At 47.5% G+C, this 16,765-nt stretch carries 15 protein-coding genes; 14 read left to right on the forward strand and 1 reads right to left on the reverse strand.

Annotated features, from left to right (window positions below; genetic code table 11):
• A complete protein-coding gene (locus KR100_RS01865; RefSeq protein WP_038542738.1) occupies positions 1-282 on the reverse strand; it encodes a ribbon-helix-helix domain-containing protein in 282 nt (93 codons plus the stop codon).
• Between the two features lie 97 nt (positions 283-379).
• Between KR100_RS01865 and KR100_RS01870 the strand changes: the two genes are divergently transcribed.
• The 14 genes from KR100_RS01870 to KR100_RS01940 all read left to right on the forward strand — a co-directional run bounded on the left by KR100_RS01870 (position 380) and on the right by KR100_RS01940 (position 16,505).
• On the forward strand, positions 380-1,858 hold the full coding sequence (locus KR100_RS01870; protein WP_081858839.1) for a DUF4041 domain-containing protein: 1,479 nt from the start codon (positions 380-382) through the stop codon (positions 1,856-1,858).
• 288 nt (positions 1,859-2,146) lie between these two features.
• Entirely contained in the window at positions 2,147-3,244 is a 1,098-nt protein-coding gene (locus tag KR100_RS01875) for a hypothetical protein (RefSeq protein WP_038542740.1), read from the forward strand.
• Between the two features lie 337 nt (positions 3,245-3,581).
• Positions 3,582-4,037, forward strand: coding sequence for a hypothetical protein (locus KR100_RS01880; RefSeq protein ID WP_038542742.1), 456 nt, complete (start codon positions 3,582-3,584; stop codon positions 4,035-4,037).
• 1,092 nt (positions 4,038-5,129) lie between these two features.
• Positions 5,130-8,246, forward strand: coding sequence for a M10 family metallopeptidase C-terminal domain-containing protein (locus tag KR100_RS14720; RefSeq protein WP_081858840.1), 3,117 nt, complete (start codon positions 5,130-5,132; stop codon positions 8,244-8,246).
• A 781-nt stretch (positions 8,247-9,027) separates the two neighbouring features.
• Positions 9,028-9,504 carry a tetratricopeptide repeat protein gene (locus tag KR100_RS01895; RefSeq protein ID WP_239420375.1) on the forward strand — a complete coding sequence of 159 codons (477 nt, stop codon included), beginning with the start codon at positions 9,028-9,030 and terminating at the stop codon, positions 9,502-9,504.
• 930 nt (positions 9,505-10,434) lie between these two features.
• Positions 10,435-10,947: a hypothetical protein gene (locus KR100_RS01905; protein ID WP_156097874.1), complete on the forward strand. Its 513-nt coding sequence runs from the start codon at positions 10,435-10,437 to the stop codon at positions 10,945-10,947.
• Between the two features lie 212 nt (positions 10,948-11,159).
• Positions 11,160-11,378, forward strand: a complete 219-nt coding sequence (locus KR100_RS01910) for a hypothetical protein (RefSeq protein WP_038542751.1) — start codon at positions 11,160-11,162, stop codon at positions 11,376-11,378.
• 250 nt (positions 11,379-11,628) lie between these two features.
• On the forward strand, positions 11,629-11,991 hold the full coding sequence (locus KR100_RS01915; protein ID WP_038542754.1) for a hypothetical protein: 363 nt from the start codon (positions 11,629-11,631) through the stop codon (positions 11,989-11,991).
• Between the two features lie 288 nt (positions 11,992-12,279).
• Positions 12,280-13,203 (forward strand): hypothetical protein, encoded by a 924-nt coding sequence (locus KR100_RS01920; RefSeq protein WP_038542756.1) that lies wholly within the window; start codon positions 12,280-12,282, stop codon positions 13,201-13,203.
• A 199-nt stretch (positions 13,204-13,402) separates the two neighbouring features.
• Positions 13,403-13,621: a hypothetical protein gene (locus tag KR100_RS01925; protein WP_038542758.1), complete on the forward strand. Its 219-nt coding sequence runs from the start codon at positions 13,403-13,405 to the stop codon at positions 13,619-13,621.
• Positions 13,612-14,280, forward strand: a complete 669-nt coding sequence (locus KR100_RS14325) for a pentapeptide repeat-containing protein (RefSeq protein ID WP_051847277.1) — start codon at positions 13,612-13,614, stop codon at positions 14,278-14,280. The genes KR100_RS01925 and KR100_RS14325 overlap by 10 nt, the downstream gene beginning before the upstream one ends.
• 40 nt (positions 14,281-14,320) lie before the next feature.
• Positions 14,321-14,611, forward strand: a complete 291-nt coding sequence (locus KR100_RS15550; RefSeq protein WP_162176467.1) for a hypothetical protein — start codon at positions 14,321-14,323, stop codon at positions 14,609-14,611.
• 158 nt (positions 14,612-14,769) lie between these two features.
• A complete protein-coding gene (locus tag KR100_RS16445; protein ID WP_204207757.1) occupies positions 14,770-15,069 on the forward strand; it encodes a hypothetical protein in 300 nt (99 codons plus the stop codon).
• Positions 15,066-16,505: a phage terminase large subunit gene (locus KR100_RS01940; RefSeq protein ID WP_051847278.1), complete on the forward strand. Its 1,440-nt coding sequence runs from the start codon at positions 15,066-15,068 to the stop codon at positions 16,503-16,505. The genes KR100_RS16445 and KR100_RS01940 overlap by 4 nt, the downstream gene beginning before the upstream one ends.
• Positions 16,506-16,765 lie beyond the last annotated feature (260 nt).

A 16,765-nucleotide genomic window follows, 5' to 3' on the forward strand; every position in this document is an offset into this window, starting at 1 on the left:
TCAGGTAAACGGATCGGGAGTCGTTACGTCGCCGAACTGTGCCCTTTCCAGTCGATCCAGCCTCGCAAGAACTGAACGAATGACGTCTCTTGATCTTTCGTCAACGACTTCAAGCTGGTCAATCTCCGGATACCGGTTCAGGCCACCGCCACTGATTACCTGATGGACGCAAGCCCTGATGAAGTTGCTTCTGTCTTGCCCTGCTTCTTTCGCTGCCTTGTCGATCCTCTCCAGCAACTCCGGAGGAAGCCTGAGCGCGATTTGCTTGAGGGATTCGGCCATGTCCCAACCATACCGAAATCTTTGCGATAGCTGCCAGCCCTTAGGTTGACAGATGCAATAGCTATGGGATATCTATAAGATATCTCATATTCTTCAAATGCGATTACGACTCCCTCTTGCTGCCGGTGCTTCTGTGGCCGCTGCTATTGGCCTAGCTGTTGGCTCAATGGCTAGCGAAGGTTGGCGCAGCAAATTCATGGCCCTGACAGGCACTGGTTTTGCAAGTTGTTCGGCTGTTGCACTGCTGGTAGCGAACGGCAAACTCAATAAGCGATATGGCGGAATCATCAGCGTTGAGGATGAAATCAAGAAAGTCCGCACTGCAGAGGAAAAAACCCTTACTGAGCTGACACGAAGAATCGAGTCCCTGAGGCGTGAGATTGCCGCGTCTGAGCAGACTGCCAACACCAACAACGAAGAAGCCGCAAAGGCAACAGAGAAGACAGAAAGACTCAAATCAGAGATAGCTGCTCTTCAGGAAGAACTAGAAAACGAAGAAGCGATGTCCGCCGCTGGCTTTGGCCCTCGCCGCTACCCGGATTTGAATTCAACCGAAATGGAGATGAAGCTAAAGGCAAATCGAGAAAAGCAAAAGAATATTGCGGCCGGAATCCTCCTCCGTTGCATGAGATCAGATGATTTAACTATTGAGGATGAATTAATTTTTGATGGCTCAATTGCTAAATATCGCAATTCCTTGAAACGTCGGGCGACCGCTTATCTACGTGGTTTTAATGGAGAATGTGATGCTGCGATTTCCACCCTGAAGCACAATAATGATTCAACGGTGATTAACAAGATCAACAGGGCGTTTGATTTTTACGATAAAAAGGCAGGGATGGAGAGAATCCCATGGAATGACAAGTTGCTTGTCCTACGTGAAAAGGAAGCATATTTAGTGCATGAAATTCATCTCCAAAAGCAAATTGAAAGAGAAGAACAGGCTGAGCTAAGGCAACAAATCAGGGACGAAGAAAGGGCAATCAGGGAAATTGAAAAAGCCACTAACGATGCCGAAAGAGAAGCAGCACAGTATGCAAAGGCACTCAAGGAAGCACAGAAGATTGTTGAACTTGCAGGGCAGGAAGCATCAGAGAAGCAACGCAGGAAAATCGCTGAACTGGAAAGGTTGCTTGAGGAAGCAAACGAAAACAAGGAACGTGCTATGAGCCGCGCACAGATGACGAAAAGCGGCCACGTTTACATCATTAGCAACATCGGTTCTTTTGGTGATCATGTTTACAAGGTTGGAATGACGCGACGATTGGAACCAATGGACCGCGTTCGTGAACTTGGCGATGCTTCCGTTCCCTTCCCGTTTGACGTTCACGCCATGATTTTCACAGATGACGCGCCAGGGCTGGAACACGCCATCCACAAACAGATTGAGGAATACCGCCTTAACCGCGTCAACTTGCGCCGTGAATTTTTCACCATCTCAATTGACGAGTTAAAGGCTGCAGTGGACAAGGCATCTGAGAACTCCAACATCCGCTATTCGATCCATTGGACACGGTTTGCTGAGGCTGAGCAATACAGGCAGAGTCTTGCTGAGAGAGAATTGGTTGCGGCTTGAAACTCAATTACTCGGTGATAGGGTGCAAGATCTTGGGAAGCCTGCAGTGAAGGAGCTGCTTATGGACTGGCTTGCCCCGTTTCTGGCTGAAGACGAGAAGGACAGGCTGATTGCATGGCATCTGGGGGTGAACCTATAGAACACAGTCATTGCAGTGCTTCTGAGCCCCTGTGACCAACATCACAGGCACCTTTGACGCAGGTCATCAACTGGTCCAGTGATTCCGGAGATGGTGTGTACATCGGAGGGGGACACCCCAAAGACACAAACCACACACCACTCAGAACAATGACCTTCACAATCAACAGCAAGTTTGTAAATGCCTCACAGGCAAATCTCACCAATATCACTGCAAACACAAACAGCAATCAAGTAGACGTCAATACCAACAAGATAAGCAATATCAACACCAGCAAAATCGACACTATCATCAATAGCGAAATTATCCAGATTGAAAATCTGATTAACAATCAAGGTGTCAATTTTGGCACTCTGGAAGAAGCTGTTAACAGGAGAGATAGTGACTTGCAGTCAACCGTTCAAAATGGGGCTTCTGGATCAAGCAAAAGCGGACTTAACTGGACAACAGGAGACACTATTTGCACAGCAGTAGGTGCCAAAGCGTCATGGGTTTTTGCCACCATTGGCGCGGTAGGTGGACCCGCTGTCGCCTGGGGTGCGGGTGTCGTAGGAGGAGCAGTAGTTGCAAAAGTCTGCTCTGAATCATATGCAGCGCAAGAGAAACGAAAAGCAGAGAGAGCAGCGGCAGCAGCGGCAGCAGCACAAAAGAAAGCAGAGGAAGAAGCTAAAAAGGCAGCTGAAGAAAAGGCTGCAGCCGAAAAGAAAGCAGCAGAAGAAGCTGCAAAAGCTAAAAAAGCTGCCGAGGCCAAGAAGAAAGAAAAAGATGAAAACGATGAAGATAACGACAACAGCTCGAGCAAAAAGAAAAAGAAAGGCACGTCAATGGACAACCCTATGGACGACAATTCAGGCCATGACAGTGGAGACAACACTGGCAATGATCTCGATTCCATCGACAGCGACATCAACTACGGACCAGACGGACAACGGAGCGGTACAACCAATCAGTACGACTATCTGATTGGCTTTAGAGGAGATATTGACCACGGCCCTGACGGACAAGCGATGGAGTATACGGGTGGAAGATTTGACTTCCTTGCAGATTTCGATCCCACTATTAACTACGGACAAGATGGAAGCCAAAGCGGCGAACCTCAAAGCAAGCTGATCGACCTTCTGGAAGAAATTAATCCAACGTTCTTTGACACTCTCCGCTCTGAAATGGCTGACAGCAACTCGACTGAAGCAACCATTGGGATTGACTTCAACGACGATTCAATCACACTAATCGCTACTGATTTCTGATCCGTCGCATGCCGGGGAGCCTGATGCTCAATACGTAGATGAAAGCCATACAAGACCCAACTTTGGGAAAAGCAGGGCAGGGCGTGTGGTTCCTGATGTAACCCCCGGCAGAATACTCACATAGAACACAAGCCCTGCTACGGCAGGGCTTCTTTGTGCCTTTCGTCCTTTTGCCTAACTCCAGATGCCCCATTTGTTAGATGAGTGTGGGAGTAAAAACATCAATGTTGATCCTCTATCTTGCCGCTAAGTATTCTTACCATTTGGGACGTTCGGATCAGACGATACTTTTCTCTTTCTTGAGCCAGACCTAAAGTTGTCAAAACTATTTGGGTCAATGCCAGCCAAAATCAGAACAATCCGTGGCAAATTCAACAATCGCAATGGTTTGATTGATTTCAACAGACCTATCGGTCCAAGAGGTGGAACAGATGGTTTAATCACAGCCAAGCAAAACGGGCGGGTTACCAGAATCAAGCTTTTTCAGGACATTAATGAAGATGGCAGGTTCAGCAAGGATGAGCTGATCTTCAAAGGGAAGACATCTGATGCAACACACGATGAATTGACGAATACATCCAGACTCAAGTTCACAAGACAATTACATTCATGCACTTGGGATATCATGAAGGGCAATAAGCCAATTGCGTGCACTTTAGATTTCGTGCCTACTGCTTACAAATTAACTTTGGACACACCAGCGGGTAAGATCGTGCCCGAAGGCTTAGGTCGATTTGAAGATGATCAATTATTCATGGTGACTATCCCTAAGACATCAGACACAGCTGCCTAGCACTTCTTTCATGCAGAACATCAGGCTTGCTACGGCGGGGCTTTTTCGTGTCTACTCAGATGGGGGATAGGCCAGCAGCAAGATCTCCCGAATGGGTAATGTGATTTGTAAGCATCGTGTTCAGTTGAGCCTTTGCTATTACGAGGATGACTGTGATGCTGAGAGGTTTGAATCGTTTGTTCTTATTAAGGCTGATAGCCATGGCCGTAATCACGGCTGCTCCAGCAGCAGCTGCAGACCTTGTCGGTCGGTATCGTTGCGTCGGTAGCAATCCCAACGGCGGCCAATATCAGGCAAACATCGTTATTGAACGTTCAGGTGATGGGTATCGGTTGACTTGGACGATCGGCGGCGCAGTTCACCATGGCATTGCGATTCGAACTGGCAATGTTTTGGCCTCGAGTTGGTCCCCAGGCCCTAATCAACACGGGATTGTGTCTTACAGGATTGGGAGGAGAGGGAATCTCAGGGGGCTTTGGGCGCAATATCCCGATGTTTCGCGTCTCTTCCCTGAGGACTGTGAACCGACACGCTGATTAAGAGATCCGCCAACGACCCTGAAACCTTCAAGCGATGGCTTCGTGGCGGGGTGCAGGACTTGAATAATCTTCCGGCGAATAGTTGCTGCTGGACGGGCTCGATCCGTTTCTTCGGAGTGATTATGGATCCCCCCAGATATATTCATTATCGCTGTCCTTCTTTTAGAGGAAATAATCCTTTCGTCTGGTCTTGCTCGCTGATCGTTACCCCATGCAAGTAAACGAAGGTTGCTGATTTTGTAGCATCACCTGGTTGCTAGCTCAGGTCCGGATTTAGCTTTCAAGCTAAATACTCGTCTCCTCTTGGGAGTCAGGAAGTCGATATTCTGATATGTGCTTCTGTCTTTTCCTCTACCCAAGAACCGAACTAAACGATGCCATAATTAACAATATTTCTATTACTTGTCAATTAGCAAGCACTCTCTTGCCTGCGAGTTGACAAATATCGCTGATACTGCATATATTTGAAAAATACATTAAAACAGGATTAAAATTACGTTTATTTAATTTATAGGGCAGTATATAAGTGTTATGGCTCTAAACAGAGTTAAAAATGGGCGCTAATCACGATCACGAAGTTCTTGACAAGATCGATGGTGATCCTGAAGGCGGCTTCTCGTTTGCAACCATTTGCAAGACCCACAAACTTGGCGATGGCCTCACTGGTAGTCAGCCATTTTCTGATAATGGTACTAGTGATAACTACCCACATTTTAATACCTCCGAATCTTTATATAGACCAAGTCATTGGAGAAATTCAGGACCTTCAAGCTCAGCAACTATTAATAAGCTTGCAGATTGGTTAGTAAAAAATTGGTTCGTCTCAAAACGTAGAGGTGAAGATTGGCATCATCTTGATTCTGATGTGTGGACAAGATGGATATCAGAACCGGTTCGTTGGAGAAAGTTCGGTAGAGAAGTCACCCAACCTTCTTCATATGATCTAACCGTAGATTTAACTGACCTCCGTCCACAAAGAGTTTGTCCAGCAATTCCATGGGATGAGAATGACCCGCCTGGAACGTGTTACAGGGCACCCGATCGACGCCCCTTAGCCAGAGAAGCACTCAAAACTTGGTCTGCTGTTACGGGGATCAAGTTCAAGGAGCGCAACCGTGATGCAGATATCACCTTTGGAGACACTGGAGACGAGTTTGCTGATTGGGGCGGTCCAGTTTTCCAGGCCATCGATGGTGTTGCCTCGGGTGATATGTTCTTTGGCTCTGCTTTATCGTATGTGGATGAAGACAACGGATATGATGGTAATTATTGGAACTGGATAAATAGAGCATATATCTTAATCCATTATGGGAGAGATCGAAATCAGAATAATCGAAACCAAAGGATCTTTCAGACATATCTACATGAAATTGGTCATGCACTAGGTCTTGGCCATCCAGGCCCCTACAACTCGAATAGAAATATTTGCGAACAGGCTCACTTTAAAAACGATTCACTCAGCTTGTCGTTGATGTCATATTGGGATCAGGTTGATTCTATGGTGGCTCGACCTAATGAAACCAACAAGTTAGTGGTAACGCCAAATGTTGCCGACTTGCGAGCATTTGATCGTATGTATCATGACAAAGCGGTGGGAACGATCAATGCCTTCGCTGGAGAAACGGTATATGGTTACAAAACTAATATTGACGTAAAAACATCACATCATTACGCGAGAATGATCGATAATGCTGATCGTTTCCAGTACACTATCGTAGATCGTGGTCGAAATCCCAATCAGCATGATCGGATTGACTTCTCATACTTTGATACCGATAACGACGGCGCCGATAATTCTCATGAATTTAATCAAATTATAGATTTACGGGATTCAAAGCCACGCCGATCGAACGCCTTTTTCTCAAGTGTAGGTGGCGGTGTGAATAATTTAAATATTTCATATCAATCAATTATCGAAAATGCTGTTGCTGGCAGAGGGGATGACAAAATTGTTGGTAACAATACACGTAACGAACTATATGGTCATGACGGTAAGGATACACTCATAGGTGGAAAAGATACTGACTACCTTTTTGGTGATGGTCGAGGACATAATTCGCGGCGTAATGAAGGAGGTCGCCCAGACAAAGAATGGGGAAGACCTTACACAGACTCAATGGATGGCGGAAAAGGTGACGACCATTTTTATGTCAATCACACTCGTGATATCGTCAAAGAAAGAAGAAACCAGGGTGTTGACGTAATACACTGCAGAGCAGAGACTTTTAGGATGCCTGCTCATACGGAGGAAATTTGGGCAGATGTGTTAGCTGGAACAGAACCTTCATTTGATTTTAAAGGTAACGAATCCAATAACACAATTTATGGTTGGAGTAAGGACGATACACTAAGCGGTTTAAAAGGAGATGATTACTTGTTATCAGATGATGGAGATGATAGTTTGACTGGTGGAAAAGGAAAGGATACATTAGCTGGAGGTCTAGGAAATGATACTTATTATATTGATTCCTTGGATCAAATCCTTGAATCAGAAGACGGCGGTATCGATACTGTTAATGCAATCAATCAATCAATTACTCTCGCTGAGAATCTTGAGAATGCAAATGTTGTTCAAGATAAAGTCCGCCTGCTTGAGGTGAATGGTAATAGCTCCTCTAATCACATTACCGGTGTGTCATCAAGACTGCCTAGAGCCCAAGGTCTTTACCTCAATGGATTGGGTGGTAATGACACATTAGAAGGAAGCTTGCTCAATGACACACTTGATGGTAGTACTGGCGTAGATTCCCTAATTGGTGGATCCGGTAATGATGTTTATTATCTTGATTCGCGCCATGACAAGGTTATTGAATTATCTGACAACGGAAGAGATAAAATCTATACTCGCTCACTTTACTCCTTGCTAGTCACTCCGCATGTTGAAGACATTGAGTTGCAAGGCACTCTTAATATTGGCTTAATAGGAAATGATCTTGATAATGAAATCACTGGAAACCTAGGTCATAATGCACTGCTTGGTGGCATTGGAAATGATTCATTGATTGGCGGTTTTGGTAATGACAGTCTCGATGGTGGTACCGGTGCTGACACCCTATTTGGTGGGTCGGGTCGTGATGAGTACACTATTAGAGGTATAAATGATATCATCCAAGAATCTGAGATGAATACCGATATAGACCATGTTAAATCCTACATTTCTTTTAGTTTGGTGGCTAATCGTTATGGCCAAGTTCGTGATATCGAAAACTTGAGTCTTGTGGGAAATCAAGCTACTTATGCATATGGAAACCCCTTGGATAACAGAATTACGGGTAATGATTTAGATAACACTCTAATAGGATTCGGTGGTATGGACATCATTAAAGGTGGATTGGGTGCAGATCGAATTGCGGGTGGCGATGACTTTGATACATTTTTGTATACGTCAATATCCGAATCACCCTTTGGAGAAAATGATGTAATCACTGATTTTGACCAGTCCCAATTTGATGTGATCGATCTGACTGACATTGATGCCAATGTCAATATTGCAGGTGATCAAGCCTTCGAACTTTCCTTCTCGTCTGATTTCATTCCAGAAGCTGGTACAGCTGTTTTCAATAGTTCAACAAAAATGCTGAACTTGTATGTTGATAGTACCGTGCTTCCTTCAATGTCCATTGAAATTCCATCTGTAGATATCCTGCGCTCTTCAGACCTGTATCTGTGACTAATTTACCAGATTTATGTTTAGATATTTACCAACATCGCAACCAGCTCAGGATGCGTGATGCGCTGATTGCAGAGTAACGGAGCAGAGCGGCCCGGAGAAGATTTCCTGCTCCTGTTCCTGATGGGAGAGCAGGTGGCTGCTCTACGCGCCAATGACACTGACCTCTTCAAGCGAATTGCTCTTTTGATCCCCCCTGAATAAAGAGGCGGCGTAGCTGGTCCCTCTGATATCACGCTAATGCTTACTGCGCCATACCGACCTAAGGATGTGACCAGTGATTGGGAATCCACAAGGAAGAAGTCCCATCAAGATAAACATCATAGAGGCTTCTAAATAACAGTAACCGATGAAACCCTCGCTGCAACTCCAGTGGTAGAAATAGTCGCCATATATGTCAAAAGAAATCACCAAAATAGCGCTCCCTAGTAATACATGGGTGATGACTGCGGCAGTGCCGCCAACCTTAGAGGATCGAGTGAGAGACTTAATACTCCAAATAAGAGCAAAAATGAAAAGGCCTAAAGCCACTCCGAGGGCTGGTAGAAAAAATAGAAACACCGTCTATCTGGTCACACCGTGGAGGCTCCCGACTTTAGTTCAACTATTTCTCGCTTTCAACTATCTACTCTAAGGTGGTAGGGCAAAGTTACATCTATTACCCGACAAAACCTCACACACACCACCCCGTCAGAAATGGCGGGGTTTTCTGTTTGTAGATCAGATACAGACAGGGATCGTCAATAAGGGCTAAAGATGGGCTAGCCATGCAGCCCTCAGGATGCCTCGCGTTACAACTGCCTTTGCTGCGGCCTTGGCCTTGTTCTTGCCGATAGGACGCCCGTTGCTGGTAGGGCTGATTCCTGTTGCTGGAATTGGAGCAGGGTTGCTCTCGACGCAGACAGCCTATGCACAAAGTGCTCAAGACTGGTTCGATTCAGGAATCGAAAAAGCAATGAGTGGAGATTATCAAGGAGCAATTGCTGATTACACGAAGGCAATTGAAATTAACCCTCAGTATGCGGATGCTTATCTCGGTCGTGGGTTGAGGAGATATGAATTAGGCGATTTAAGTGGGGCCATTTCTGATTACACAAAAGCAATTAAGTACAAACCTGATTCTGCTCATGCCTACATCAGTCGTGGCACTATCAAGAGTAAATTAAAGGATTATCAAGGAGCTATTACTGATTACACAAAAGCAATTGAAGTAAACCCCAGATTTTATATGGCTTTACTAACCGCGGCATTGCTTTAGAAGAAGTAGGTAATCTGAAAGGGGCCTGTAAGGACTGGAAAAAAGCGGTAGGTCTAGGGGATACCAAACCGATTGAATGGGTAAGAAATCAGTGCTGAAATCTGAAGCTGTCTGATTTCAACTCTTTCAATGCTTTCCCCGTTGGCAATGACGGGGTTTTTATTTGGAGATGAGGCATAGACATGACTCATGCATAAAGGCTAAAAAGGTAGACCATGTGCATTACCGATGCCATTTCGCATAAGAAGCAAGAATCCACTTGTGCGGATTATTTCAGCTGTCGGAGCTGGTATGGCTTGGTGGGCTGTAATGTTCGCTTCGCTACTGATAGTGATTCCTTTTTTTGGAACATTCGATACGCAAGCATTCTTGACAGGCACAGAACCAAAGGACGATCCTCAAATAACTGATTTTGAATTTATACTCGCGTGTGCAATCATGCTGGGAGTCAATTTTCTGTTTAGACTTCTATTCAAGCGTCTATCCAGATATGTCAATAGAAAAATGAATAAGAATATCGTGTGGGATAACACTCCGATGGGTTAACAGCGAGTGAAGGCATTGATCTTTAAATCTTAGCCATCCATCTCCAGACAAAAACTCACACACACCACCCCGTCAGCAATGGCGGGGTTTTTGATGCGCTGATCAACCGTCAACAGCGAAAGCGTCACTGTCTTCAGGATTGATCATTGAAACTCAGCTAGAAAGTTTCATCGCGCATTGATCGTTATGGCAAAAGGGCACGACCACGACCATCACGGTCATGACCACGACCACGATCACGACCATGGTGAGGAGGTGCTGGAGTTTTCAGCCAAGAAACCCAGCAAGCTCAAAAGCTTTGATTCCGATGCTCTGATCCATGTTGATGGCGTCGAGGACGGATCCTTTGCGGTTGCTTCCAGCAAGAAGGAACTCAAGGCATTGATGAAGTCTGATGCGGATGTGGTCTACGACGCCAAGAAAGGCAAGCTGTATCTGAATGCCAACGGTGAGGAGAAGGGCTGGGGAAAGAAAAAGGTGGGTGGCTTGATCGCCCGGTTCAAAGGCAAGCCTGAATTGAGTGCTGAGCAGTTTGAGGGGATGGAGGCATTTGATGCTGTTACGGGCGACCATGATCATGAGCACGACCATGATCACGAGCACGGCGGTGACACCAAAGAGCAGATTGCTGCTTATCGAGAAACACTGACGGAATCAGAGGAAGCTGATCTTTTGGTGGACTTCACTCTGGAGCCCAAGAAAGCATTGAAGCGTGTGATCAAGGATGGCAAGAAAGAAGGTTATGTTTTTGATCGCGACGAACTCGAAGAAGAGTTGGACGAGATGAATAACGGTGGAGCATTTGATGATATTGAATTAGATTCTGTAGCGATGCAATCGTTGTTCTCCCAAGGTGGGAAGATGGAATCGTGCTATCTGAGGCGAGAGTGCAGCTGATGTCCTTGTGGGATCTTTCGACCTAACCTAACCCCTAACAACCTAACCACCCAAGGCCCTTGCAGCAAGGGGGTTTATTTCTTTAATCTGGCCAATAATCCCCCAAATCAGCTTTCAATACTGTCTTAATTCACACTTAGCCCCGTCAGCAATGGCGGGGTTTTTAGTGCCTGAGCAGAGCGGGGAACACTTCAGGCAGTCACGTCTGACCCATGACTCTCGAAACCCGCATTGCCCTGTTCCTGCTGAATGAACTCGTCTCAGCGCTGAGGGCTAATGACCCTGACCTCTTCAAACGTTGGCTGTGTGGCGGGGTGCAAGACCTTGGAAAGCCTGCAGTGGAAGAGCTGCTTTTGGATTGGCTAGCCCCTTTCCTAAGCGAAGCGGAGAAGGACAGGCTGATTGCTTGGCATTTGGGCATGAGTCTTTAAATCATATTGGGGGCCAGATTCAGGAAAATCTCATCAAATACTCTCCTAATAGGGGAGGTAAGAGAAAGCTGCGCGGAGAAAAATGGGTTCAAGGGGCAGCCTCAAACATCACAACCTTTAAATGCAGCTCTTCACTTCAAGCGCCGCCGCTGCTGCTGCTGTGTGCGCATCTTTGATTACTACTACACCCGCTAAAGCCAACACTCAAAGTAAAGCTTTGGGACAGAAAAATATAAACTTGGGTTAAGCCATGATTTGGGTCCTACTCATAGGCGGCGCTGCCATCTTTGCTCAGGCGACTTTCACGGCCTGGCTGCTGAAACAGGCCAGCGACAAACCTCCCCGGCCATCAGAGAATCCGCCTGAGTACTTCGGAGACTGGAGGCATCCCGAGAGCTGGTGGGCTGAGACCTACCCCGAGATCCGAGACGCCGGACTGGAGATCGAGAGGAAAGAGAAGGCCAAGCAACACCAAGACCCAGTCTCGTTCGGTTACGAGGGGAGAACGCTTCAGAAGTATTCAGGCCAGTCAGCATCCCTAGGGGGGTCGTTCAAGATCTGGAAGCCAAAGCAGTCAGAGACGGGGGAGGACATCACCGAGCCAGACGATTAAGCGTTGTCTTTCTGGCGGGGTGCAACACCTTTGGTAAACCTGCAGTGAAGAAGCTGCTTCTGGACTGGCTTGCCCCGTTTCTGACTGAAGCGGAGAAGAACAGGTTGATTGCTTGGCACTTGGGCGTGAGCCTCTGAATCCCAGGTATCGCAGTGCTTCTGGCCCCCTGTGACCAACCTCACAGGCAGGGCTGACTCAGGTCAACAAGTGGAGCTGTGATTCCGGAGATGGTGTGTGCATCGGTGGGGGACACCCCAAAGACATACACGCCAAACACCACAAAACAAAATGGACTTCCAGAAATTCGAAACATTCCAACAAAAGAGTGTTTATCAACCAAAAACTAAAATTACTGATTTCGAGAGAGAAAACGTGAAAGATGTCGCTGAGTACTTAGCAGAACAAGCGGCAGGGAAAATGGAAGAAAGAATACAGTACTTGAGGCAGAATCATAGTGGCAGCTATCACCTGCTCGAGCGAGAAGATGACTGGAGCAGAAGAACTCACTACAACGAGCGTGGTAAAGAAATTAAATTTTGGAATGTATATGGCAATGAATTAAACAATTACATTGAAATGCATTCAAAAACTCATGATTTCATCTACGGTGATAACGGTGAAGATACTATAAAGGGAGGCTGGGGTGACGATGTAATTGTTGGAGGAGACTTCCACCTAAGAGGTTATTTAGATCGTGATAAACTAATGGGGGAAAACGGAAAGGATACACTTATTGCATATCACGATGACTGGGCATATGGTGGGCATGGAGAGGATGTTCTTGTTGGTACAGGCAAGTGCTGGTTGAGAGGAGATTTCGGAGACTACCCCTATCGTTCTAGGAATCATGGGAATTATTATAGCGACAAGTTTGTTCTATATACGGATACAACTCGCAATCGAAATAATCGTGCCTATATTGCGGACTTTAATCAGGCAGATCAATTAATTATTAATTTTGGACTTGATCGAAACGGAGAACAAACTAAATTTGGCGGCGTAAGACCAGATGATTACCATAGTACCGCTTTCCCAGGTACCACTGAAGATTTGATGGTTTTCTATGATGACAATAACAAGGCAGTTGCAGAAATCTTTGCAACTGACTTGCAGGGCTTTGATGTACAAGTAAACGATGATAATACACAGCTTGTAGTAACAGGATCTGATTACGTCCAAAGAGTATTGACAACTGGTGTGGAATTATGCTGATTGGCTTTCGGGGAGCCTGATGTTCATTCAATGAACTGAAAGCTATACAAAACCCAACCTTGGGAAAAGCAGGGCAGGGCGTGTGGTTCCTGATCAAACCCCCGGCAGAACACTCATACACACCACCCCGTCAGCAATGACGGGGTTTTTGTCGTCTCTTTGAATCGATGCTAAAAAATGCGTACTGTGGGCTTTTTTAATGAGTGAGTGGAACGACCACGACCATGGCGAGGAGGTGCTGGAGTTTTCAGCCAAAAAGGCCATCAAATTCAAAGCCGTTGACCCTGATCCTGTCTACGGCGTGAAGGGAGCTTACGGCCAAACTTTCGCTATCGCCCGTACCAAGACGGAAGCCAAAACACTGATGAATTCAGATGCGGCTGTCGTGTACTACACAAAAAAGGCAAGTTGTATCTGAATGCCAACGGTGAGGAGAAGGGCTGGGGCAAGAAAAAGGTTGGTGGCTTGGTTGCAAAAATCAAAAATAAACCTGAACTGAACGCTTGTGACTTCGTGGGACTACGAACTCACAAGTCGGATATCATCACAGGTGTTGGAGGTGAAACGGATACCACCGATCCTTTGTGTGCATTAGAACCCGCACGTTGGCGTCCTTCAAACCCTCAGAGTTACGGCTCCGGTGCATCTCTATATGGAGCAGATCTGCATGGTAGATCACTAGGATATTGGAATGTGCAGAGATCGGACCTAAGATTTGTGGATCTAGAGAATGCGAAACTGAATTGGGCGCTTCTGTTGAATGCGGACCTGGAGGGTGCGGAGCTAAATAATGCGTACCTGTGGATGGCGGACCTGAGGGAGGCGAATTTGGACTCCGCCAACCTGGAAGGTGCCAACCTTCAAGGTGCAAACCTTCAGGGTGCGGAACTTACGAGTGCAAACCTTCGTAGTGCGAACCTTCAGGGTGCGGAACTGCAGCATGCGGACCTGACTGGAGCGCTCTATTTAGATCAAGCAGTCAATGCAGATACGGCGGATTGGGAATGGACGCGTTGTCCTGATGGCACCTATAACAAGGGAAGAAAACCGTGCCTTGGAGATCAGCTGATTCCATAGCTTTTAGATATAGATTCGCTCGCGTCAAAGGGTTTTTGACTTGCGAGAATGGAATAGCGATTTCAAATCAATGCCTTCATCCGACAAACGCCCGAGATTTAATACTGGCAACGATTGGGATTCGAGTGTCGGTCCGGTCCGTTCCAATCTGCTTAAAGATCATCACAGCCCGAAGTTCAATGCTGATCCATCGACGATTGAGTCTGATGGGCCGGGATATGTCAGCCCGCTTGAGGGTGCAGTTGTGATTGATGTTCCAGAGCGGCCTGTAATTAAAGAACCATCCTTTGCACCTCAGCCCGAACGTACTGAGCCGTGGACACAATCGTGAGGCACATTCGCAACCCGCAATCAACAGCGGGGAACTCTTCATGCAGTATCGATTCACAAGCCAGATGCTGCTAAAGGATATTGCTCTGAATGACTTCAGATCGCATGATCTCATTGTGTAGAAATTAGACCAAATAAAATTCTTAATTTTACTCAGTTATGACCGGTGAAGTTACTAGTACTGATCAGTTCTGCTTGAAGGGAATGACGGTGGTGCCCTCTGGTTTAGACCTCAGATTCGATCAAGAGCAGCGTGTGCAGGCTTGGAAATTTATGCTTCCAGCGCTTGGTCAGCGTGAACGACAACAGCGCAACGAGCTCAGGATGCGTGATGCGCTGATTGCAGAGCAACGTCGTCGTTCAGCCCGCAGGACTGTTCCTGCTCCTGTTTTGACTCCACTGGAACAACGGATGGAGAAAGCCTTTGATCGCCTGCTGGATCAGGAGTTGAACCTATGACTGCTCCGGCGGAGGGCTTCCAACCGCTGCCTTGGCAGGGCGCTGCACTGTCAGTGCCAGATGCAATGGATCTGGTGCTTGTTGGTGGCCGCGGTGGTGGCAAATCAACGCTGTTGTCGATGTTGATCGTTCGCGATGCGATGCGGTTCGGGAAGGGATACATCGCTGCGCTGGTGCGTCGTGACCTGGCTGGTCTTCTCAAGCTGCAGTCAGAAATTCAACAGTTGATCGATGCCCAGCCTGAGCTGAAAGGCACCAAGTATCTGGCCAGCAAAAAGGAGTTCCGCTTCTCCAACGGCGCGGTGATCTTCCTGCACTACATCAAAGATGAGAACGCCTACGGCCGGTTCCAAGGCGTCGACCTGAGCCATATCTATGTCGATGAAGCTGGGCAGATCCAAGAACCGGCGCCGCTGCTCCGGTTGCGCTCATCAATGCGGACGACAGATGAATCAGTCACTCCCCGCATGGTGTTGACGGCCAATCCCAACAACGTGGGCAGTTGGTGGATTTTTGAGCACTTCGTCTCGCGGATGGTGCCGTGGAGGCCCCATCGCTCAGAGCTGTTCAGAAAAGACGTTGTTCTGATCAGCTCGACGCTGTTCGACAACCCGCACCTTGCGGATCGCAACGTCTACATCGAGCAGCTCAAAGCCAGCTGCAATTTCGATTCATCCAAGATCGAATCGGAGGTTTACGGCCGTTGGGGGCTGACCTCTGGATCGTTTTTTGGCTCGGTGTTTTCTCAGCAACGGATGCAGCTGGCCTGGGAGGGTTCTCAGCGTCATCGATACGACTGGAGCGGTCGTTGGATCTGGATGGGGATGGATTGTGGAACCCGATCACCATCAGCAGTGTTCATTGCACTGCGGCCGACGCAGCAGATCGAATACGCCGGCCGGGTGATCGGGTCGAATTCAGTGATCTTGCTGGATGAGTTTTATTCCGATCAGCGCACCCCCGATGGAAGCCGCCAGTGGCACGTTGGCGACCGGACGCTGACCACTCGAACCTTTGCTGCCCGGTGTCAGGAGCTATGCAACCGCAATGGACTGGATCTCAGAGAAGTACCCCTCCGGCAGCGCTTTGCTGATGCCGCCATCGGCTCAGCGATTGGCTCCAGTGATGGATCGATCGCCGATCAACTCAAACGGTTTGGTTGTGGTTTCGTCCCAGCACCAAAGCAACGTGTGGCTGGCTGGGCATTGATGGCGCAGATGATGGAGGCCGCTGGTGATCCATCAGCGCCAGGCCTGTATGCGACGGAGAAGTGCTCGAGCTTCTGGGCAACCCTGCCGGGGCTGGTCTACGACCAACACAACCCAGAGGATCTCGACACGACCGGCATCGATCACGCGGCTGATGCAGTCAGATATCTGCTGTCTGGAATCGAGAGTTCAAGACACACTGCGATGGCCGGGCACCGCATTTACTGAGTGCCTAATGCAGAGGGTTGATCTCAATCAGGCCGGGAGAAATCAAACAGATATGCAGAGGCCTGCAGGGGGCTGAAGCATGTCCACAATCAGGTGAGTGCATGCACTCACTTTTCACGAAAACCCTGCTTGCAAAGGTGATCTTGAGCAAGCAGGGTATGACGCAAAACCCAGTCTCTGACAGCTATTTGCCATGTTTACGTGGGGCAATGTCATGGCTTCCTAAACCGTAGGTCGTGGGTTCGAGTCCCGCCAGCCCC

This window comes from Synechococcus sp. KORDI-100, from assembly GCF_000737535.1.
Lineage (GTDB): Bacteria > Cyanobacteriota > Cyanobacteriia > PCC-6307 > Cyanobiaceae > Parasynechococcus.